Source organism: Metabacillus malikii (assembly GCF_030813355.1).
Lineage (GTDB): Bacteria > Bacillota > Bacilli > Bacillales > Bacillaceae > Metabacillus > Metabacillus malikii.
On record NZ_JAUSUD010000008.1, the window covers coordinates 117,068 to 137,915 of the forward strand.

The window sequence follows — 20,848 nt, forward strand, 5'->3', positions numbered from 1 at the left end:
GATTAATATATAAGTTATACAAGCTGAATGATAAACAGAAAGAAAACAACTATTTCCTGTTACCTATATTATAAGTGACCCCGTATATTAAGTCTTCGGAAACATGCACCATTCACAAAACTTTCTTAAACTCTAATAAACTTCCTATTTTAATCGTACTTCAATATTAGATGATCTGAAATGAACGTGTAGCCCTATTAATATATATCCAGTAAGCGCATACAAATTACAAAGGGGGTCCTGACTATGTTTACATTTCTTTCTGGCATCGCATTACTTATAATTGGATATTTCACATATGGGAAGGTGGTTGAAAAAATCTTTGGGGTGAAGGAAGCGCGACCAACACCTGCATATGTAAATCGGGATGGCATCGACTATGTTCCGATGAGCACTTCTAAGAATTCTCTCATCCAGCTCCTAAACATTGCTGGAACTGGGCCTATCTTTGGACCAATAATGGGTGCGCTATATGGCCCAGTTGCATTTATATGGATCGTGATTGGCTGTATCTTTGCTGGTGCTGTACACGATTACCTTACTGGGATGATTTCTATTCGGAATCGTGGTGCCCATTTACCAGAACTGGCAAGCAAATTTTTAGGGAAGGTTATGAGACATGTTGTAAATGCTTTTGCTGTCTTATTACTATTACTCGTTGGAACTGTTTTTGTATCTACGCCTGCAAGTCTTCTACATGTTTTAATGGATGGAAAGGTTGCCCTTGGGGTTCTTATCGGCGTTATCTTTATATATTATATTTTTGCAACCCTACTGCCCGTTGACAAAATTATTGGTCGTATCTACCCCTATTTTGGGGCGTTACTCGTTATAAGCGCATTGGGTGTCGGGATCGGATTAATCATAACCGGTGCACCTATTCCCGAATTGTCACTTAGCAATTTCCACCCTGATCATGCACCAATATTCCCATTAATTTTCTTTACGATAACTTGTGGTGCTCTTTCCGGGTTCCATGCCACACAAACACCTATTATTTCGCGAACAACTCAAAAGGAAAAGCAAGGTCGAAAAATATTCTATGGGATGATGATTGCTGAAGGGATTATTGCTATGATTTGGGCTGCAGCATCAATGAGCTTATTCAATGGATATAACGGATTAAATGAAGTATTAGCAGCAGGAGGTCCTGGAGCTGTTGTAAGCGAAGTATCTACAACGATGTTAGGGGCAATTGGTGGAACGTTAGCAGTACTTGGAGTTGTCATTTTACCAATTACATCTGGTGATACCGCCTTTCGAAGCGCACAAATGATTATAGCTGAATATATAAAGATTGCCCAGGTAAAGCTTACGAATCGCTTATGGATCGCTATTCCACTCTTTGCCGCTTCGATATTCTTAACACAAATAGACTTTAACATACTCTGGAGATACTTCAGTTGGGCAAACCAAGCCACTGCCGTCATCGCCTTATTTGTAGGCGCAATGTATCTTTATATAGCTAAGAAAAATTACTGGATATCGCTAATTCCGGGAGCGTTTATGCTCATTATGGTCCTTACGTATATACTAAATGCCCAAATTGGCTTCGGACTTCCATTGAGACTGTCCTGGTATGGAGGATTCGCTGGCACAGCTTTATTGTTAGTACTCTTTTTTAGTGCCGCTAAAAAAGCCCGGGCAAGTCGATTACAGCTTGATGAACCGGTTGATAACTGGAACCATGCTGCATCATAGTTTCCTATATTAGATGGTCTTCACTGAACTCGTGAAGGCCCTTTTCTCATGCGCAAATCAAACTAGGCTTCACTAACCATAATAAACAGGGTCCTTATTTTTGCTATAGAATCAGACTTTGATGTCTAATAGCAGGGTTTCTAGTGTCCATAAAAATAGAAGATGATGTCTAACGGTACAATAGGTGAATCTTTTTGACCGTCCTAACTGATATTGGTACAATAGATGAATCTTTTTGACCGTACAGACTGAAATTGGTGTTTTTCGGTAATTTAGAAGACTCCTTTTTTACCATTCTTACTGATATTGGTGGCTTTCGGTAATTTAGAAGACTCCTTTTTTACCGTTCTTACTGTAATTAGTGGCTTTCGGTAATTTAGAAGACCCTTTTTTTACCGTTCTTACTAAAAAAGGTATATTTCGGAAAACTAAACTCCCTTTCGACCACACTATTGATTAGGTAATTTACTTGGAGTGATTTTTATTTGTTGTTGAGGAATTGGATATTGAAGAGATTTTACAAGTTGATGAAACCTTAGTGCGGTCGGTGGATGCGAGAATTGGTCTTGCTAATTTACAGTTGGATAACTATTTCAGTTAGAACGGTCAAAAGGGGCTAAGGTACTTCCGACAAGAAACTAAAAAAGGAGCTGCACTAAGCAGCTCCTCTTCATTATTTCACTAGACTTTCTAATATATGATTGATTATCTGTTCATTTGCAATTGTACCAGTATATAACCAGCTCTCATCTGGAGAGAATTCATATACATTTCCCGCCTTAACAGCAGGGATATTCTTCCATAACGCTTCGCTTAGTGGTGCTGACCCAGTCGCCGTATCACTATCTATTAAGAAAAGGTGTTCAGCATCTAACTCGGCTAGCTTTTCTAATGAAATTTCACTCCAGTTGCCTGTTGCGCTTTGAGAAATTTCTTTCACGACATCAGGTACTTTTAAACCTAAATCACCATACATTACTGCACCACTTGATAGGTTCTCGCTCACCATAAAGAACTTTCCGCCAACTAACCATACTGCTGCAACAGAAGGAGTACCAACCTTTTCTTCAATCGTTGCTTTTGCTTGTGCAGCCTTTTTGTCATATTCATCTAACTTTTGCTGCGCAAGGTCTTCTTTGCCGAGTACTTTACCAACTTGAATTAATTCGTCTCGCCAGTCATTGTTTACTTCTTTTCCGATAATGTATGTTGGAGCAATTTGATTATATTGTGCATATTTGCCGCCTTCAACCATACTCGCTGAATCCATAATGATTAAATCAGGCTTCATTTCTTGAACTGCCTCAAAAGGTAAATCATGAGGGATTGTGGGGATGCCATCTAAGTCTCCTTGTAAATAGCCTTGAATACTTTGCCCGTCATTAACACTCCATTGTGCAACAGGTTTTACACCTAATGCGACAAGGTTATCTTCTAAATAGCTAGCAATGATCCGTTTTGGATTAGTTGGGACTTCAACTTTATTCCCCATTGCATCAGTTAGAGTTCTAGTCGCACCCTCCTCCGAAGCTGTATTATCATTCTTTGGCGATGTTTCATCCGTTGTTTCTTTATCACCACATGCTGCAAGTGCTAAAGATATGAAAGCAATGGAAAGGATTCCAATTAGTTTTTTCGTATATATCTTAAACAATTTATATCCTCCTAATAGTGTGATAAAATAAAATTTAGTAAAATACTTATTTTGATAATGATTCTCAATATCATCTTTCATTTTAATGATTTATGTTTCTTATTGTCAACATTTATTTTAGAGGAAGTTGCCATATGAATATGCATGACAAAGAGGTTAAGTCCTCTATAATCTATAAAAATTCTATCATTGGAATCAGCCTCTTTATAGCAGGCATTTTTCTTTTACTTCTCTCAATTATCTTATCCATTCATTTTGGAGCTGCAAATTTAAGTTATAAAGATGTTCTAGATGCCATGTTTGCTTTTAATCCCGATAATCCTTCACATGTTATCATTCGAGAACTGCGCTTACCAAGAGCAATTGCAGCAGTTACTATTGGTGCTAGTTTGGCTGTTTCAGGGTCAATTATGCAAGGAATGACGAGGAACCCGTTAGCCTCTCCATCTATAATGGGAGTTACTGCTGGTGCATCATTTTTAATTGCAATCGCATTAGCGATTATACCAGGTATTTCCTATATAGGGCTCATGTCATTTTCTCTTTTAGGTGCAGGGTTAGGCGCTGGATTAGTTTTTGGTATATCCTCTCTCTCCAAAGGTGGAGTTACACCAGTCAAATTAGCATTAGCAGGCTCAGCTATTACTACTTTACTAAGCTCTTTATCAACTGCTCTCGGGTTAAAATTCAATATTTCAAAGGATATTAGCTTCTGGTTTGTAGGTGGTTTTTCAAGCGTACAACCTCAACATATTACGTTTGCACTTCCATTTATTTTGTGCGGATTAGTTTGTGCCCTTTTTCTTGCTCGTTCTATCACTACTTTAAGTTTAGGTGATGATGTCGCAAAAGGACTTGGCCAAAATATAAATTTAGTGAAGCTTTTCGGTACTTTAGTTGTACTATTATTAACGGGTGCTGCTGTATCGATTGCAGGTATGATTGGTTTCATAGGCCTAGTGGTTCCACATATTACAAGGTTTCTAGTTGGTACAGACTATCGCCGAATCATTCCATTTTCCGCAATATTAGGTGGACTGTTATTAATTTTTGCTGACATTATTGGCAGACTAGTTAATGCACCTTTTGAAACACCGGTAGGAGCGATAACCGCTATAATTGGTGTTCCCTTTTTCCTCTATTTGGCTCGAAAGGAAGGTAGAGGTTTATAATGCATATTGATACAACGAAAAAAGACAAAAGGTTTAAAACATTACTTATCCTATTAATAACGCTCTCTTTCATTGCTTGTGTTGTTAGTATTAATGCTGGTCAATTAAAGCTTCCAATTACTGATGTGTTGAAAACATTACTTGGACAAGGAACACCTGAAAATGAACTAACAATCTTTCAATTCCGATTACCTAGGATCGTGTTAGCTTTCCTTGTCGGGATGGGAATTGCAATATCAGGTGCCATTCTCCAAGGTATCTCTCAAAATCCATTAGCAGACCCAGGGATTCTAGGAATCAACTCAGGTGCAGGTTTCGCTGTTGTTGTCTATATGTTCCTATTTCAAGATACAAATTTTTTAAATGGCTGGTTGTCCGTTTTTATGATGCCCATTACAGCACTTTTAGGTGCATTTTTAGCATCATTGTTAATTTATCTTATCTCTTGGAAAAATGGACAGGTTACCCCCGTTAGATTATTGCTCGTTGGGATTGGTATTAATGCAGCATTTAGTGCTGGATTAACAATTTTCCAAATGAAGATGGAACCAGTTGACTTCATGAAGGCAGTCGTTTGGCTTTCTGGTTCAATATGGGGAACGAACTGGACATTTGTACTCGCTTTGTTACCTTGGTTAATATTCCTTATTCCTCTTACAATTATGAAATCTAGAGTGCTTGATGTGTTGCGCTTAGGTGATTTCATTTCTATTGGACTTGGGGTGCAACTAGAAAAGGAACGGCGACTATTATTAATAGTAGCTGTTGCACTTGCAGGGGCATGTGTTTCTGTTGGTGGCGGCATTACTTTTCTTGGCTTGATTGCACCTCATATTGCAAGAAGACTTGTTGGTGCTTCACATGCTAGAGTACTACCTTTAACGGCTCTGTTAGGTGGATTTCTTTTATTATCCGCAGATACGTTAGGACGTGTTATCATGGCACCAATGGAGCTACCAGTAGGCATTGTTGTCTCAGTAGTAGGCGCACCCTACTTTATATACTTACTTATGAGAAAAGTATAAAACGATCTAAATTTACGACCTTGTTTTCAATCTAGAAGAATGGGATATTTTTTCTCATTCTTCTTTAAACTGACCTCCCCTTCAAAACACTCTCCTTTTCCTACCAAATTGTTTCACGTGGAACTATTATCTTTCTATTAAGAACAACATAATCTTTCATAACATTGCACAATATACATAATATAGTTATTTATTGCCGTCTAATTATATTGGAGGAATATGTGTTGAAGATTGATGAAATAATCATTGCCCGGGAAAAAATGAAAAACATCGTACATACGACACCGCTAGATTATTCAAAAACATTTAGCCAACTCTCAAAAAATGAAGTTTATTTGAAGCTAGAAAATATGCAAAAAACGGGTTCATTTAAAGTAAGAGGTTCTTATAATAAACTAATGTCATTGACAAAGGATGAGCTTAAAAAGGGAGTTGTTGCTGCCTCAGCAGGAAATCATGCCCAAGGTGTCGCATATTCTAGTCAAATTTTGCAGATTCCTTGTACAATTGTCATGCCTAAAGGTGCACCTCTTAGTAAAATACAAGCAACAAAGCAATACGGCGCAGAGGTAATATTAGCAGGTAATTCCTTTGATGATGCACTTTCGTATGCTTTAGAATTACGTGATCAAATAGATGCAACTTTCATCCATGCCTTTGATGATGATGCAATTATTACAGGTCAAGGTGTAGTAGGATTGGAGGTTTTAGATCAATTACCCGATGTTGAGGCAATAGTTTGCCCTGTCGGTGGCGGAGGACTTATTGCAGGTATCGCTACAGCAATTAAGGAAAAGAATCCTCATATCTCTATCTATGGGATCCAAACAGCTGCTTGCCCTAGCATGAAGCAATCACTTCTAGAAGAAAAGCCTATTACAGTCGAGGCATTGCCTACTATGGCAGATGGAATCGCTGTTAAAAAACCTGGTCAGCGTACTTTTGAAATTGTCCAACAATATGTAGATGATATCGTTACTGTCGATGAGATGGAAATTGCAAGAACCATGTTATTACTATTAGAAAGAAATAAACTCTTAGTAGAAGGTTCTGGTGCATGTTCACTTGCTTCCCTCTTATATGGGAAACTTAATCTAACAGGAAAGAAAGTAGTAGCCATACTCAGTGGTGGTAATGTGGATATGAATTTTATTTCCAGAATTATTGAACACGGTATGGTAGAGTCAGGTAGATATGCTCGCTTTACGATTACATTAAAGGATAAACCTGGTCAACTTCAAAACGTATTGAATTCAATAACAGATTTAGATGCGAATATTCAAGCTGTAAATCTAAATCGAATTGGGAAAGACATATTGCCAGGATATACTCAACTCGATATTTCAGTTGAAACAAAAAACCATGAGCACATTGAGCAACTATTCAAGGTTTTAAAAGAGAAAAATGAGCATGTAACTATGTGATGAACCTGGCGTATTTTTTTACATGGTCACCTTTCCCACCCTACCTATTCTATAAATAAAACAATGAGGATGAACCATGTCATCTTCATTGTTTACGTTTATCACTTCAATTCCACCCTTTACAACTTTTGGAATTTTTCTTCTTGATTTGAAATATAGTAATCATTTACTTTCATTAAACCATCATTCGTTGAAATTAATGAATGACATATCTAATGTTTTTTTTCATATGGTAAATGGTATATACACAATTTAGTTATTACTAGTGGCTAGTTGTTTTTATAACTTAATAAATGGTAGGGTTCGAGCTAATTGCAATATACATGCGGAATGCTTCAATAAGGTGATATTCATGCAGCACTTCACACCCAGGAATTCGAATATCCAATTTTCTTAAAGTGATGCTTGTCTTAGAATGTCGTATTTCTGAGAATTTATTTTAATTTTTTCTATCGTTATAGAAAACGATGTGATATTATAAAAAGTGCATTAATTGGAAAGCTATTAATTTAACCTATTTGAGTCTTTCCAAGCAGATAATTTTTGACCACTTCCCTCAGGGAGTTAAGGCCATACGGACAGCCGGGTCAAATGCCGATTGGCAACTTTAGTTGCCTTATTGATTGAGTTAAAAGCTCAAATTTTATAAGTTGGTTACTTTACAACCAGTGCATATGCACATCAACTTGTGAAACGGTCAATAAGAGTGGAAAAAGTAATTATTTGCTATATAGACTCTGATCAATAATTGATATTCTTAAATATTAAAGTGATTCTTTCCCATTATTACGGTCATAAATAGATAAATTCAGAGGGCTTTCGCCTTTCTTTATCTATTTATCTTTAATATTTTAAGTTTATCGGAAAACAAGTGTGATGCGCTGTAATGCGTGTTTACACTTGTTTTTTTGTTTTAGGATTATGACAATATTCCTTTTTCCTACAAACATCACAAGTGGCGTTACTTCTTTTTTGTAAGTTGTTCTGAAGTACTGCATTAAAAATTTATATAGTTAGGAGATAGTAATATGGGGAAAGCTCTGATAATTGGTTGTGGTGGAGTGGCATCTGTAGCCATCCACAAATGTGTTCAAAACAGTGAGGTATTTGAAGAAATTTGTATCGCTAGCCGCACAAAATCTAAATGTGATGATTTAAAAGCAAAGCTAGATGGTGGTAAAACGAAGATTACGACTGCACAAGTCGATGCTAATAACGTTGATGAACTGATTGCATTAATTGAAGAGGTTAAGCCGGATATCGTTATGAACTTAGCACTTCCATATCAAGATTTAACAATTATGGATGCTTGTCTTGCAACGAAAACACACTACATGGATACAGCAAACTACGAGCCTGAAGACACAGCAAAATTCGAATATAAATGGCAATGGGATTACCGTGAACGTTTTGAAAAAGCAGGTATTACTGCATTACTAGGTAGCGGTTTTGACCCAGGTGTTACGGGTGTATTCTCTGCATATGCCCTAAAGCATTATTTTGATGAAATTGAATATATCGATATTCTAGATTGTAATGGTGGCGATCATGGCTACCCATTCGCTACAAACTTTAACCCTGAAATTAACATTCGTGAAGTTTCCGCTAATGGACGTTACTGGGAAAATGGTGAATGGATCGAAACAGAGCCGATGGAAGTTAAACGTGTTTATAACTTCCCTGAAGTTGGCGAAAAGGATATGTATTTGCTATACCATGAAGAGCTTGAATCTCTTGCTGTTAACATTCCAGGACTTAAGCGAATCCGCTTCTTCATGACATTCGGCGAAAGCTACTTAACACATTTAAGAGCTTTAGAAAATGTCGGCATGACATCCATTGAACCAATTGAATTTGAAGGGCAACAAATTATCCCGCTACAATTTTTGAAGGCGGTTCTTCCTGACCCAGCAACACTTGGTCCTCGTACGGTTGGAAAAACTAATATTGGCTGTATTTTCAGAGGTAAAAAAGATGGAGAAGAGAAAACATACTATGTTTACAATGTTTGTGACCATCAAGCTTGTTATGCAGAAGTTGGTTCTCAAGCTGTCTCTTATACAACTGGGGTTCCTGCAATGATTGGCGCTGCTATGGTACTTACTGGAAAGTGGAACAAACCTGGTGTCTATAACGTTGAAGAATTTGATCCAGATCCATTTATGGAAGAGTTGAACAAATGGGGACTTCCATGGGTAGAAGACTTTAATCCTGTTCTAGTTGATGATGAGTCTAATGCAAAAAAAGAAGCGGAGACAGTTCGATAAATGAGGTTTGAGGAATTACCTACACCTTGTTATGTTGTCGATGCAGCTTCAATAGAAAAAAATCTTAAAATTCTAAATGGCGTTATGCAACGAACAGGAGCAAAGATTGTGTTGGCGCAGAAGGCATTTTCCATGACTACAATGTATCCCCTAATCGGAAAATACTTAAGTGGCACAACCGCGAGTGGTTTATACGAAGCACGTCTTGGCTATGAGGAAATGGGCAAAGAAAATCATGTCTTTGCCCCCGCTTATCGTGAAGATGAAATTGACGAAATTATTTCAATTTGTGACCATATTATCTTTAATTCCTTCTCGCAATTAGAGAAATTTAAAGATAAGGCATTAAAGGCAGGCATTAAAGTCGGTCTTCGAATCAATCCAGAATGCTCAACACAAGTAGGTCATGAAATTTATGACCCGTGCTCTCCTGGTTCACGTTTCGGAGTCAAACAAGATGATTTCCAGCCTGACCTACTTGATGGTGTATCTGGACTACATTTTCATACTCTTTGCCAACAAAATTCCGATGATTTAGAAACTACTTTGAGAGCTGTCGAAGAAAAATTCGGGAAATGGTTACCTCAAATGGAGTGGATAAACTTTGGTGGTGGGCATCATATTACGAGAGATGATTATGATATTCCCAGATTAGAAGCTTGTATTAGAAAGATGCAAGAACAATATAATTTGGAGGTCTATCTTGAGCCTGGAGAAGCCGTTGCCCTAAATGCAGGCTATCTCATAACATCAGTACTTGACCTCAATAAGAACGGTATTGATATCGCAATACTGGATACATCAGCTACATGCCATATGCCTGATGTATTGGAAATGCCTTATCGCCCACCTCTTCTTGGTTCAGGTGAACCTGGAGAAAAGCCATATACGTACCGTCTTGGAGGCCAGACATGTCTTACAGGTGATGTAATTGGTGATTATTCCTTTGACCAACCATTAAAAAGTGGTGACCGTTTAATATTTGAAGATATGGCAATATATACGATGGTAAAAACAAATACATTTAACGGTATGGCATTACCAGCAATCGCAGTCCAAGATAAAAGTGGAGACTGCCGTATCGTACGTGAATTTGGTTATCATGAGTTTAAAACAAGATTAGCTTAACTATAAAAGGGTGTCTTCTAAACTATTGATTTAGAAAACACCCCTTTTTATATTTCTATTAATCAATAAAGTTGTTTTTGAACAGAGAAAGAAGTCCTCCTTATTGCTTGCTCGTTGAATATCACAAAACCTCTTCTACTTGTTTACTACTTTGACTTTTTTGCGGTTTCATAATTAAAATACCAATTCCACATAATAAGAGAATTACCCCAAGCCACGATGTAGATGTTAACTTTTCGCCTAAGAAGAAGACTCCTAAAAATGCAGCTGTTAACGGTTCTGCTAATGCCAAGGTCACTGCGGTAGAAGATGAAACCTTTGCTAACCCTTTTGCAAATAAGAGATAAGCAACTCCGGTAGCTACAATACCAAGATGAAGACTCGTCGTCACTCCACTAACACTCAAAATCCATGACATATCAAATATAAATAATAATGGAGCAAGGAAAATTGCACTCAAAATAAAAACAATGGCTACAACCGATAAAGAGGAATAACGTTCTACTAAACTTCTACTAACAACTGTATAACAAGCAAATGTTAGTCCAGCACCTATAGCCATTAGTACACCGAATGGGTCGGCTTGTACAGACCCTTTAGTAATAAATAGCAATAGACAACCAAGAATAGATAAGCTTGTTGAATACCACCATATTTGTGTTGGTCTCTTCTTAAGGAAAATCCACTCAATTGCCCCAGATAAGATAGGTGCACTACCAATTGCTACAACTGTCCCAATTGCAACTCCTGTCAAAGTCACAGCCGAAAAAAAGAATGGCTGGTAAAGGGCCATACATATAGAGGCAACTAAAGTTGTTTTTATTGGCCAATTCTTTAAGTCTAGTTTCCCTGTTAACAATACCATTATTAATAAAAAGCTACCACCAACAGCTAATCTAGTTGCACCAACAGCTATTGGATGTGCAGTATCCGGTGCTAGTGCTTGTGTCGTACCTGTTGTTCCCCAACATATCGCTGCAAATAATATAAAAAATGCGGGTAAGGTGTTTTTCATCTCATCACCTCTTCAATTCTTAAGTTTATATAAAATACTGCAATAAACTCACCAATCATTCCATTTGTTCAATAAACTTTTTTGCCCCTCGTGATAACGGAACACTTTTTAAATAACATATCCCGATTTGCCGCTTTGGTATGGGCTCCTCCAAATTAATTTCATATAAATCCCCTCTTTCTAAATATTCTCTTGTAAACTCTTTTATCACACATGAAATACCTAAATTTATCTTCGTGAATTCTAATAGTAAGTCATAAGAGCCTAACTCAAATACTGGTGATAGTTGAAATCCCTGTTTTTGTAAAAACGCTTCAACATACCTTCTTGAATTTGACTTTTTTTCAAGAAATATTAGTGGCATTTTTAATAGTTCATCAAATGTAATCGGCATCTCAGTTATTCGTTTATACTTATCTCCACATACAAAAATATCTTGTATCTCCTTACATGGAATGACTTCGAGGTGTTCCTCCTTTACTGGTAAATTGCATATCCCTAGGTCAGCTTTTCCTGATTTAATAAATGTTAGTATTTCAGTTGTTGTACCGTTTAAAATAGTTAACTTTATCCCTGGATATCTGAAGTGGAAATCCTCTAAATAGGGAAGTAAAAAGTAACGGGAAATTGTATCCCCTACTCCGATTCGTAATTCCCCTGTTTTCAGTTGTTTAAATTCTAAAATTTTATCTTCAGCTATATCAATAATTCCTAATGCCGAACTTACATGTTCATTTAATAAATTACCTTCATTTGTTAAGGTAACGCCTTTGGATGTTCGGTGAAAGAGCTGAATATCAAGTTCTTTCTCCAGCTTAATTATAGCTTGACTCACAGCAGACTGTGTCATAAATAGTTCCTGGGCTGCTTTCGAAAAACTTTTATTACGACTGACAACATGAAAGATCCGATAATAATCTAACTTCCCAATCATATAAGTACTCCTTATATCTAGTATTATTAATATTAATTTTACTTATATCATTTATTAACTGTATAGTAAACATATAGTAATAAATTAATACATAATTAGAGATGAACTCGATATGAGGAGCGATAATAGTGGAAAGAGTAGTTGGAACAGTTGTCCGCGGACTTAGAGGACCTATCATTAACAATGGTGATAATATAGAAGAAATCGTTGTAAATACAGTGTTACAAGCAGCAAAGAAAGGAAACTTTTCTATTGAGAATCGAGATATTGTAACGATTACAGAATCAATCGTTGCTCGTGCACAAGGAAATTACGCAACAATTGATGATATTGCAACAGATGTAAATGCAAAATTTGGTGATGAAACGGTTGGTGTTATTTTCCCTATCCTCAGCCGAAATCGCTTTTCTAACTGCTTACGTGGTATTGCAAAAGGTGTAAAGCGTATTGTATTAATGCTTAGTTACCCTTCTGATGAAGTTGGAAATCACCTTGTTGATATTGAGGAACTAGATGCGAAAGGTGTAAATCCATGGACAGATGTCCTAACTGAGAGCGAATTTCGTAGTCATTTTGGCTATATTACACATCCTTTCACTGGCGTTGACTATATTGAGTATTATAAGGAATTAATTGAAGCAGAAGGTGCATCTTGTGAAGTCATCTTTTCTAATAACGCAAAGACAATTTTAGATTACACGAAGTATGTGTTAACTTGTGATATCCATACTCGTACAAGAACAAAACGTATTCTAAAAAATAATGGTGCTGAAATTGTTTATGGCCTTGATGATCTATTAAAAGAGTCGGTTAACGGCAGTGGCTTCAATGAAGCTTACGGTTTGCTTGGGTCAAATAAAGCAACTGAAGAAAGTGTAAAGTTATTCCCAAACAACTGTCAACCAATTGTTGATGGGATACAAGCTAAAGTGAAGGAATTGACAGGTAAAACAATTGAAGTGATGATATATGGTGACGGAGCGTTCAAGGATCCAGTCGGTCAAATTTGGGAGCTAGCAGACCCTGTTGTCTCTCCGGCTTATACAGTTGGTCTTGATGGTACACCAAATGAAGTTAAGTTAAAGTATTTAGCGGACAACAATTTCTCACATCTTCGTGGTGAGGAGTTAAAGCAAGCAATATCTAAATATATTGAAAACAAAAATGATGATTTAGTAGGCGCAATGGAAGCACAAGGAACAACTCCGCGTCGCTTAACAGATTTAATTGGTTCTTTATCGGACTTAACGTCAGGTAGTGGTGACAAAGGGACTCCATTCATCTATATTCAAGGATATTTTGATAACTATACAAAATAATAACAGGATTAAAAGTAAGCCTCTACAATGAGGCTTTTTTATTTAATAAAATGCTCATATAATTGTCGTTTCATTGCCTCCTTATTTTGAGCGAATTGTTTATGACGGTGACCATTTCCTCCAGATGGATGTGGGAACCCACTCACAATATGTTCCTTGTCAAGATAACCGTCCTCAGCAAGCGAGAATAGAACTCTTGAAACATTAATACCTAGCGGAATAATAAGAGGCTTCTCTATGTTCATTATTTCCTGGGCAAATTGCGTTATAATATAATACTTAAGTAAATCGGTCCTTAATATGTCTGGTGTAGTACCATTGTAATTCTTGCCCTTATAAAAAACCGGATAGGAAAGGACTGATACTGTATGGACGAGGCCATTTGCTTCGCCAAAAAGTTCATTCGTTGACTGTATTTTAAAATATTTGTGTAAATGTAGCTCATCTAACATTGTTGTCAAATTCTTCCTTAAGGGACCTGATAAACTCGCTCGTTTTTTTACATCTTGTAATATTTCCTCATCTGATTTTTCCCTACTAGCTGCCCTCACCGCTTCATAGGCTTGTTTCATCTGATAAAACCCTGGAGTTATCCCAACAATAACAACCTTTGCATGTTTATTTATATAGTCAAACGGCGCATAATAAATTTCTATACCCCTCTTTTCATCCTTTTCAATTAAAAAGGTTTGGCTTTTCAGTGTCCTTTCATTCACTTCCTCTAATGAAGCAATTGCACTTTTGAATTGATGAAATTTTGAATGTTGGACAATTCCCATGTTAAGTCCTCCAATTTTGTTTACCCTTCTTGATACAAGGTACCACCACATGATATTCGATTTAACATTAATTTTACAAATAATACCTTATTTCTTAATATTCCAATTTTATAATAGAAGTGATTTTACATATACCTTTTTTATTTCCCACCTTAATCAAAAGTAAAAGGAGGAAAAAGAATGTCCAACTCTCAAACTCACCTAGGTGTTTTTTCACTTTCTATATCAGGTATATTATTTGTATTATATCCTGCAATACGTCCTTTCTCTGATGAGAAAACTTTGCAAGGTGCTTCAGCTTTTGCTTCAAATGAGTGGCTACTAGCTCACTTACTAGCGATTTTTGCCTTTACCCTATTACCACTTGGAATATACAGTATTCATAGCTCCTTATTAAGGTCTAACTTAAGCACACTTACATACTGGGCCTTAATAAGTTGTATTATTGGAGTCGGGTTAACCCTTCCATTTTATGGAGGAGAAACATTTGGGTTACAAGCTATAGGCCAGGAGGCTTTCAATCAACAATCAGCAGATTTATTGAGTCAAGCTGAAGTAGTCCGTTCTGGAACTGGTCTAATATTATTTCTAGTAGGTTTATTGTTGCTTGCCCTATCATCGATTCTTGTAGCTATTGCTCTATGGAAGTCCTATGCCCATATGAAATGGTCTGGTATTCCACTTTCAATTGGAATGTTGTTATATATTCCTCAATTTTTCTTCAATCAACCCATCAGAGTTGCACACGGATTCTTAGTGGCAGTTGGTTGTGTCCTATTAGCAGTAACCCTCTGGAAAATAACCAAGGAAACAACGAACAATAAAGTAGACCAAAAAACAATGAACATTTAATTGGCATGTATCACGAATCATTTTTTATTAGTCCGCCTTATAAATTGGGCGGTTTTCTTTTGTTTGTTTCTAAGTAAATGTTTTTTTATTACCTAGTAAGAATACTGGATACGAAATAAATAAGGGTAATAGCCTACTTGCTTATCCGTTGATAATATGAACTCCATTGAGAACCTCAACATTCCTTATACCTAAAAGCAACCTTGTATCAATTCTTACATACATGTAATATTCCCCTCATTTCAGGAAAACCTAGAAGGTAATAATAGGAGGAGAAAAGCAATGAAAAATAACTCAATGACAGATGCTAAAACATATTGCATGAGCGAATATGATGTATTAAAACGTGTAATCCTTTGTCAGCCTCAGTATATGACAATTCGAGACGTTATTAATGAGACACAGGAACATTTTAAAGATGAAGGGATTCATATTGAGCTAGCACTTGAGCAGCATCAAAACTTTGTTAAGGTTCTGAAAGAGAATGAGGTCGACGTCACTTTATTACCATATCATAAAAAATATCCTGAACAGGTCTTTACACGTGATATCGGTTTTACCCTTGGACAAACTGTCTTTGTAGCAAAAATGGCAACTGACATTCGCGCTGGTGAGGAAAATGTACTAAAACAATGGCTGGATGATGAAGAAATCTCTTACTACAATTTGGTTGAAGAACAAATTGAAGGTGGAGACGTGATGATTGATAAAGAGACCATATATGTCGGGCTAAGTGAACGAACTACACAAAGGGCTGCTGAACAGTTGCAACGCCTTTTAACAGACTTCAAAATCATTACGATCCCCTTTAAAGCGAAGTATTTACATCTTGATTGTATATTTAATATTGTATCACCTGGCGTAGCATTAATTTATCCTGATGCGCTAAACAAGAAAGAAGTAGATGTTTTAGGCTCTCGATACGATTTAATCGAGGTTTCTGAAGAGGAGCAATTCCAATTAGGGACAAATGTTTTAAATATAGGCCATAAGCGTATACTTAGCTTACCTGTGAACAAACATGTAAATGAACAACTTCGAAACAGGGGTTTTGAAGTCATTGAAGTAGATATTACGGAAATTATTAAATCTGGTGGGTCTTTTCGTTGTTGTACACTGCCGATTTTAAGGATGACCAACTAAGAAAAAACTATATGCCGATAATTTTTATCTATTGGCATATAGTTTTATGTGCAGTGTTCTATATACTAGACCTCATTTAAGTCGCCCCTCCAGCAGAGGCAGCAGCTGCTTGATCTGCCTTCACACAGTCAATCGCAACTACGAGTGCAATCATGAGTTGTTCCATTTCATCCTTAACAATTTGAACCTTGTAACTATCCCCCCACGAAAACCATTCCTTGTTCACCTTTCCAACTACCTCACCGTGTTGCAAAACTTTAAAGTCCATATCCCACCAATTCCCCTGTACTTCAACACCTGCCGCATCAATTGAGTAGCGTGCCTTGAAAAATGTAAATTCCTTCTTTATCGTTAATAACTCGTGACCATTTACCTCAATAAAAAATTTAGGTAAAAAGCTAAAAATTTTCTTTGTAATAAGGGCTACTTCACTTCCTGCTGTATCCTTAATTGAAAAGGTTTTTGGGATTCGTAATAGACTCCCGTCTACAAGATAGACATCGTTCCCCTCCTGGTCTTTTACTGTAAATTTGCCAGTAAGGCTAAATATCTTCTGCTTCATATAAAATTGTTTCATCGTGTGCCCTCCAAAAAATATATAGATAATCCTTATTACCATAGTCTATTTTTATAAACATAAATATATAAATAATTAATTAATACTATATATTATATTCTACAATATATAATAGAAGTATAAACACGAACAAAAACTACACTTAGATTGATTTATATCTGCAAATAATAGTTTAAAACTTACTCTAGTAAAATATCTTTTTCTCCTATCCTATGAATTTAATATCACTGCTAATTTACTAACAAATGCTAGAATATAGTAGATTCTGTCGAAATATTATTGACAAAGGTGTAAATAACCTTTTATAATCATGGAAATGAAAGCGATTTCCATACATAAAGAAAATATAAAGACAACTAGAATGATAACATATTAAAATAGCATCGCTGTATACACTTTATACATCATTTAAAGCAGTGTACGAGATAATTTACACCCATTATGGAAATCGGTTTCCTTAATTAGATAAAGGCGGTGATTAGATTTAACTAACAGACTTTGAACACTAAATCTAATAAAGTGGAGGTTAATCATGAATTTTAAAAGGATTGCTTATTTTGTAATCGCTGTCATTCTATTTAGTTCTTGTTTTCCATTTAAAAGTAATGTTTCTGCAGCTGAAAATTCAGCAACTGATACAAATACATCTTCAAAAGATTGGAAATTGGTTTTTTCAGATGAATTTGATGGTGACCAAATCAATATGGATAACTGGAGCTATGATGTTCCTACAAATGGTAGATATAATGGCGAAATCCAATCATATACAGAAAATAATGCTTTTGTTAAAGATGGGTCCCTTATTCTTGAGGCTAGAAAAGAGGATATTACAGAGGCAGATGGAAAAACATATAACTACTCTTCTGCTAAACTTATATCTAAAGGGAAACAAAAATGGACTTATGGAAAAGTTGAAGTAAAAGCAAAAATGCCTTCAGGGCAAGGGATTTGGCCTGCAATTTGGATGATGCCAGAGGATGAACCTTTCTATGGCACATGGCCAGTAAGTGGAGAAATTGACATCATGGAGCTTTTAGGTCATGAGCCTGATACAATCCATGGAACCATTCATTTCGGTAAACCACATCAACAACGACAAGGACATTATTATTTACCTGAAGGCCAATCATTTGCTGATGATTACCATATTTACAGCATAGAATGGGAGCCTGGAGAAATTAGATGGTATGTTGATGGTAATTTATATCATACTGCAAATGACTGGTTCACTAAAAGTGATTCTAACGCAGATGAATATACTTACCCAGCACCATTTGATCAAGATTTCTTCTTAATTATGAACATTTCAGTTGGTGGGGGCTGGCCAGGTAATCCGGACGATACGACAGTATTCCCTCAACAAATGGCAGTAGATTATGTAAAAGTCTATCAAAAGGATGAGTACCCAGTACGTGAAAAGCCTATAAGTGAAGAAAATGATGATGTAAGAGCTCCTCTTGAGGATGGTAACTACGTCTATAATGGTAGTTTTGATATAGATGATCCATCTGTAGAAGGTGTTGAAGGCGTTCCAAATACTGACTATTGGACATTCTCAAAAGACGGTGGCGCAGTTGCTAACCTTGTAACAAATAATGGTGAATTGGATGTACAAATTCAATCAGGCGGTAATGTTGAACATGGAGTTCAGTTGCTTCAAGCACCAATACACCTTACAAAAGGGGCTAAATATAAAGCTTCCTTTAAAGCAAAAGCAGAGACTGAAAGACCTTTGAAAGTTAAAATAGGTGCAGATGGAGATAGAAGTTGGAAGGATTATGCTGGTCAGGATCCTTTCATGCTGACTACATCTTGGGAAGATTATTCATTTGAATTTACTATGAATGACGAAACTGATATTAAGGCTCGATATGAATTTAATATGGGTCTGAATGATGGTGACATCTCACTTGATGAGGTAAAATTAGTGAAAATTGCCGATGCACCTCCTGTTGACCCTTCAAAAATTGTTAGAGACCCACTTCCAACAGGAAACTACATCTATAACGGTACGTTTGACCAAGGTACTGAGAGAATGGGCTATTGGGAATTTAGAACAGACCATTCCGCAGATGCATCTAGATATATTGGAAGTGCAGTAAATGAAAGAAGATTCGAAGCATTAATTAACAATGGTGGCAACAATAAGGATTCAGTACAATTGGTTCAAAGTGGACTTAACCTTGAAAATGGAAAACCATATCAACTAACCTTTGATGCAAGTGCTGAAGCCGAAAGAGAAATCCAGGTAGCAATCAAGAACTCAAAGTCTGAAGTCATACATGAAGAAATAGTTAATTTATCAGCAACTACACAAGAATATACTTTAGACTTCAAGATGAATGCTGCAACAGATAATAATTCTGAGCTTCAATTTAATATTGGTGGTAATCAAAGTGATGTTTATATTGATAATGTATTCTTGAAGAGACTACCATTAGAGCAAGTAAAAGATAATCTTGTTAAAAATGGAATCTTTGATGGCCTTTCTGATTGGAGAGCAGAAGCATATAATCCTGGTAAAGCAACTTTTTCAGTGAACGAAGAGGGACAAGCTAAAGCAGCTATTACTGATATCGGTACTGAGGATTGGAACATCCAATTATTCCAACAAGGGATTTCTATCGAAAAAGATGCTACTTATGAGGTATCTTTTGATGCGAAATCTACTGTTAATCGACCATTACGTGTACAACTACAACATAATGGTGAAGAAGATGACAACTGGACAGGATACTTTGACCAAGTTGCAGAGTTAACAGATACAATCCAAACATTTACCTACAAATTTCAAATGACTGAACCTACAGATCCAGCAGCAAAATTTGGTTTTGCTTTAGGGAAGGATGCTGATGGGTTAACGCCTGCAGAAATTCAGGATGTATTTATTGACAATGTAGTGATTAAAAAAGTAACAGAAGATCCAAATAATGGTACACCTGATACTGACGGGCCGGATGTACCTGATACTACAGATCCTAATAATGATAAGCCTGGTACTGACAAAGAGCCAAATACAGATAAACCTAATACTGATAAGCCTGGTACTGTTAATGAACAAGATACTAATAAACCTGGTTCTGAAAAGCCTGGTACTGATAAAGAGTCTGAATTAACAAAGGGTGAGAACTCTGGAGATAATCAAAAGCTACCTAACACAGCTACTAATACATTTAACCTACTAGCTATAGGATTACTAGTAGTCATATTAGGTACAGCTTTTGCTGTTAAGGCACGCAAGAAAAAACTAGCTTAATTGTGAACAGCACTATTCCCCTTTGAGGAATAGTGCTGTTATCTATTTATTAAAAAATAATATGTCTTAACCTTTACTTATCTATAATTGTATTTGGTGCTTTTAATAATGAGAGATACTCATTTATTCCACTAAGCTAGTATTATAGAATGTTTGTGGTCAATAAGTCAGGTGTTTTACATAAGCAGACTTTTAACAATTGGAAGTCATTATACCCGGAATAAAAATAATTCAGTGAGAGTTGAGATATAAGGTGAATGGAAACAAAATGGAAGTTTCTTGTATTTTTATGTTTCTTTACACATCGATTAAGGGCAATATAACTACAATGCAGCAGCAACGCGCTTTTGAAATCTTTCGGCATAAGTTACCGCTTGAATTAACAGCTACTCAATATGCGGATAGGTTACTTTTAAACGCATATCCTCATGTACAAGAGGCTCCTATCATTGTTAGTTTTATATATGCTTATCCCCAGTTTGCAAGACAGGAGGTTTGGGGCCTTCAATTGTTTTAGTATGTAAATAGGCTCATTTTCAATTTATTCGCATAATGATTCCTTATGATTTATACTAAAAATAACCCAATATGTCATAACTTGT

General features: G+C 36.3%; 16 protein-coding genes. 11 read left to right on the forward strand and 5 right to left on the reverse strand.

All coding sequences use genetic code 11. From position 1 onward, the window contains the following. Positions 1 to 246: 246 nt before the first annotated feature. A complete protein-coding gene (locus J2S19_RS10045) occupies positions 247 to 1,701 on the forward strand; it encodes a carbon starvation CstA family protein (RefSeq protein WP_307340973.1) in 1,455 nt (484 codons plus the stop codon). Between the two features lie 673 nt (positions 1,702 to 2,374). Here the strand turns inward: J2S19_RS10045 and J2S19_RS10050 are convergent. Beyond that, positions 2,375 to 3,355 (reverse strand): ABC transporter substrate-binding protein, encoded by a 981-nt coding sequence (locus J2S19_RS10050; protein WP_370875114.1) that lies wholly within the window; start codon positions 3,353 to 3,355, stop codon positions 2,375 to 2,377. 140 nt (positions 3,356 to 3,495) lie between these two features. On the opposite strand from J2S19_RS10050, the gene J2S19_RS10055 reads away from it, so the two are divergent. From J2S19_RS10055 to nspC, 5 genes are all read left to right on the forward strand, one after another. Continuing rightward, the gene (locus J2S19_RS10055) at positions 3,496 to 4,527 is read left to right on the forward strand and encodes a FecCD family ABC transporter permease (protein WP_307341077.1); all 1,032 of its coding nucleotides are present in this window, start codon (positions 3,496 to 3,498) and stop codon (positions 4,525 to 4,527) included. Continuing rightward, entirely contained in the window at positions 4,527 to 5,552 is a 1,026-nt protein-coding gene (locus J2S19_RS10060) for a FecCD family ABC transporter permease (protein WP_307340975.1), read from the forward strand. The genes J2S19_RS10055 and J2S19_RS10060 overlap by 1 nt, the downstream gene beginning before the upstream one ends. Positions 5,553 to 5,773: 221 nt before the next feature. Then, entirely contained in the window at positions 5,774 to 6,976 is a 1,203-nt protein-coding gene (gene ilvA, locus J2S19_RS10065) for a threonine ammonia-lyase (RefSeq protein ID WP_307340977.1), read from the forward strand. Between the two features lie 1,028 nt (positions 6,977 to 8,004). Then, a complete protein-coding gene (locus tag J2S19_RS10070; protein ID WP_307340980.1) occupies positions 8,005 to 9,243 on the forward strand; it encodes a saccharopine dehydrogenase family protein in 1,239 nt (412 codons plus the stop codon). Further along, positions 9,244 to 10,371: a carboxynorspermidine decarboxylase gene (gene nspC / locus J2S19_RS10075; protein ID WP_307340983.1), complete on the forward strand. Its 1,128-nt coding sequence runs from the start codon at positions 9,244 to 9,246 to the stop codon at positions 10,369 to 10,371. 121 nt (positions 10,372 to 10,492) lie between these two features. Here the strand turns inward: nspC and J2S19_RS10080 are convergent, their stop codons facing one another. Together J2S19_RS10080 and J2S19_RS10085 are read right to left on the reverse strand one after the other, a co-directional pair. Then, the gene (locus J2S19_RS10080; RefSeq protein WP_307340985.1) at positions 10,493 to 11,386 is read right to left on the reverse strand and encodes an EamA family transporter; all 894 of its coding nucleotides are present in this window, start codon (positions 11,384 to 11,386) and stop codon (positions 10,493 to 10,495) included. 55 nt (positions 11,387 to 11,441) lie between these two features. Then, on the reverse strand, positions 11,442 to 12,320 hold the full coding sequence (locus tag J2S19_RS10085) for a LysR family transcriptional regulator (RefSeq protein ID WP_307340988.1): 879 nt from the start codon (positions 12,318 to 12,320) through the stop codon (positions 11,442 to 11,444). Between the two features lie 128 nt (positions 12,321 to 12,448). Here J2S19_RS10085 and J2S19_RS10090 point away from each other — a divergent pair, with 128 nt between their 5' ends. Then, positions 12,449 to 13,639, forward strand: coding sequence for a coenzyme F420-0:L-glutamate ligase (locus J2S19_RS10090; protein ID WP_307340991.1), 1,191 nt, complete (start codon positions 12,449 to 12,451; stop codon positions 13,637 to 13,639). Between the two features lie 38 nt (positions 13,640 to 13,677). On the opposite strand, the gene J2S19_RS10095 is transcribed toward J2S19_RS10090, so the two are convergent. Beyond that, the gene (locus J2S19_RS10095) at positions 13,678 to 14,418 is read right to left on the reverse strand and encodes a hypothetical protein (protein ID WP_307340994.1); all 741 of its coding nucleotides are present in this window, start codon (positions 14,416 to 14,418) and stop codon (positions 13,678 to 13,680) included. 180 nt (positions 14,419 to 14,598) lie between these two features. Between J2S19_RS10095 and J2S19_RS10100 the strand changes: the two genes are divergently transcribed. Beyond that, a complete protein-coding gene (locus J2S19_RS10100) occupies positions 14,599 to 15,270 on the forward strand; it encodes a hypothetical protein (protein ID WP_307340997.1) in 672 nt (223 codons plus the stop codon). Between the two features lie 282 nt (positions 15,271 to 15,552). Then, positions 15,553 to 16,413, forward strand: coding sequence for a dimethylarginine dimethylaminohydrolase family protein (locus J2S19_RS10105; RefSeq protein WP_307341000.1), 861 nt, complete (start codon positions 15,553 to 15,555; stop codon positions 16,411 to 16,413). Between the two features lie 76 nt (positions 16,414 to 16,489). Here the strand turns inward: J2S19_RS10105 and J2S19_RS10110 are convergent, their stop codons facing one another. After that, positions 16,490 to 16,990: an LURP-one-related/scramblase family protein gene (locus J2S19_RS10110; protein WP_307341003.1), complete on the reverse strand. Its 501-nt coding sequence runs from the start codon at positions 16,988 to 16,990 to the stop codon at positions 16,490 to 16,492. A 532-nt stretch (positions 16,991 to 17,522) separates the two neighbouring features. On the opposite strand from J2S19_RS10110, the gene J2S19_RS10115 reads away from it, so the two are divergent. Beyond that, positions 17,523 to 20,246 (forward strand): carbohydrate binding domain-containing protein, encoded by a 2,724-nt coding sequence (locus J2S19_RS10115; RefSeq protein ID WP_307341006.1) that lies wholly within the window; start codon positions 17,523 to 17,525, stop codon positions 20,244 to 20,246. 289 nt (positions 20,247 to 20,535) lie between these two features. After that, entirely contained in the window at positions 20,536 to 20,763 is a 228-nt protein-coding gene (locus tag J2S19_RS23710; RefSeq protein ID WP_370875117.1) for a staygreen family protein, read from the forward strand. Positions 20,764 to 20,848: the final 85 nt, after the last annotated feature.

Excerpts from the sequence above, each read along its gene's own strand:
- J2S19_RS10060 (WP_307340975.1), top strand. The coding sequence starts at position 4,527 with ATGCATATTGATACAACGAAAAAAGACAAAAGGTTTAAAACATTACTT.
- J2S19_RS10055 (WP_307341077.1), top strand. The coding sequence starts at position 3,496 with ATGCATGACAAAGAGGTTAAGTCCTCTATAATCTATAAAAATTCTATC.
- J2S19_RS10115 (WP_307341006.1), top strand. The coding sequence starts at position 17,523 with ATGAATTTTAAAAGGATTGCTTATTTTGTAATCGCTGTCATTCTATTT.
- J2S19_RS10105 (WP_307341000.1), top strand. The coding sequence starts at position 15,553 with ATGAAAAATAACTCAATGACAGATGCTAAAACATATTGCATGAGCGAA.
- J2S19_RS10085 (WP_307340988.1), bottom strand. The coding sequence starts at position 12,320 with ATGATTGGGAAGTTAGATTATTATCGGATCTTTCATGTTGTCAGTCGT.
- J2S19_RS23710 (WP_370875117.1), top strand. The coding sequence starts at position 20,536 with ATGTTTCTTTACACATCGATTAAGGGCAATATAACTACAATGCAGCAG.
- J2S19_RS10110 (WP_307341003.1), bottom strand. The coding sequence starts at position 16,990 with ATGAAACAATTTTATATGAAGCAGAAGATATTTAGCCTTACTGGCAAA.
- J2S19_RS10100 (WP_307340997.1), top strand. The coding sequence starts at position 14,599 with ATGTCCAACTCTCAAACTCACCTAGGTGTTTTTTCACTTTCTATATCA.
- J2S19_RS10095 (WP_307340994.1), bottom strand. The coding sequence starts at position 14,418 with ATGGGAATTGTCCAACATTCAAAATTTCATCAATTCAAAAGTGCAATT.
- J2S19_RS10080 (WP_307340985.1), bottom strand. The coding sequence starts at position 11,386 with ATGAAAAACACCTTACCCGCATTTTTTATATTATTTGCAGCGATATGT.
- J2S19_RS10070 (WP_307340980.1), top strand. The coding sequence starts at position 8,005 with ATGGGGAAAGCTCTGATAATTGGTTGTGGTGGAGTGGCATCTGTAGCC.
- J2S19_RS10045 (WP_307340973.1), top strand. The coding sequence starts at position 247 with ATGTTTACATTTCTTTCTGGCATCGCATTACTTATAATTGGATATTTC.
- nspC (WP_307340983.1), top strand. The coding sequence starts at position 9,244 with ATGAGGTTTGAGGAATTACCTACACCTTGTTATGTTGTCGATGCAGCT.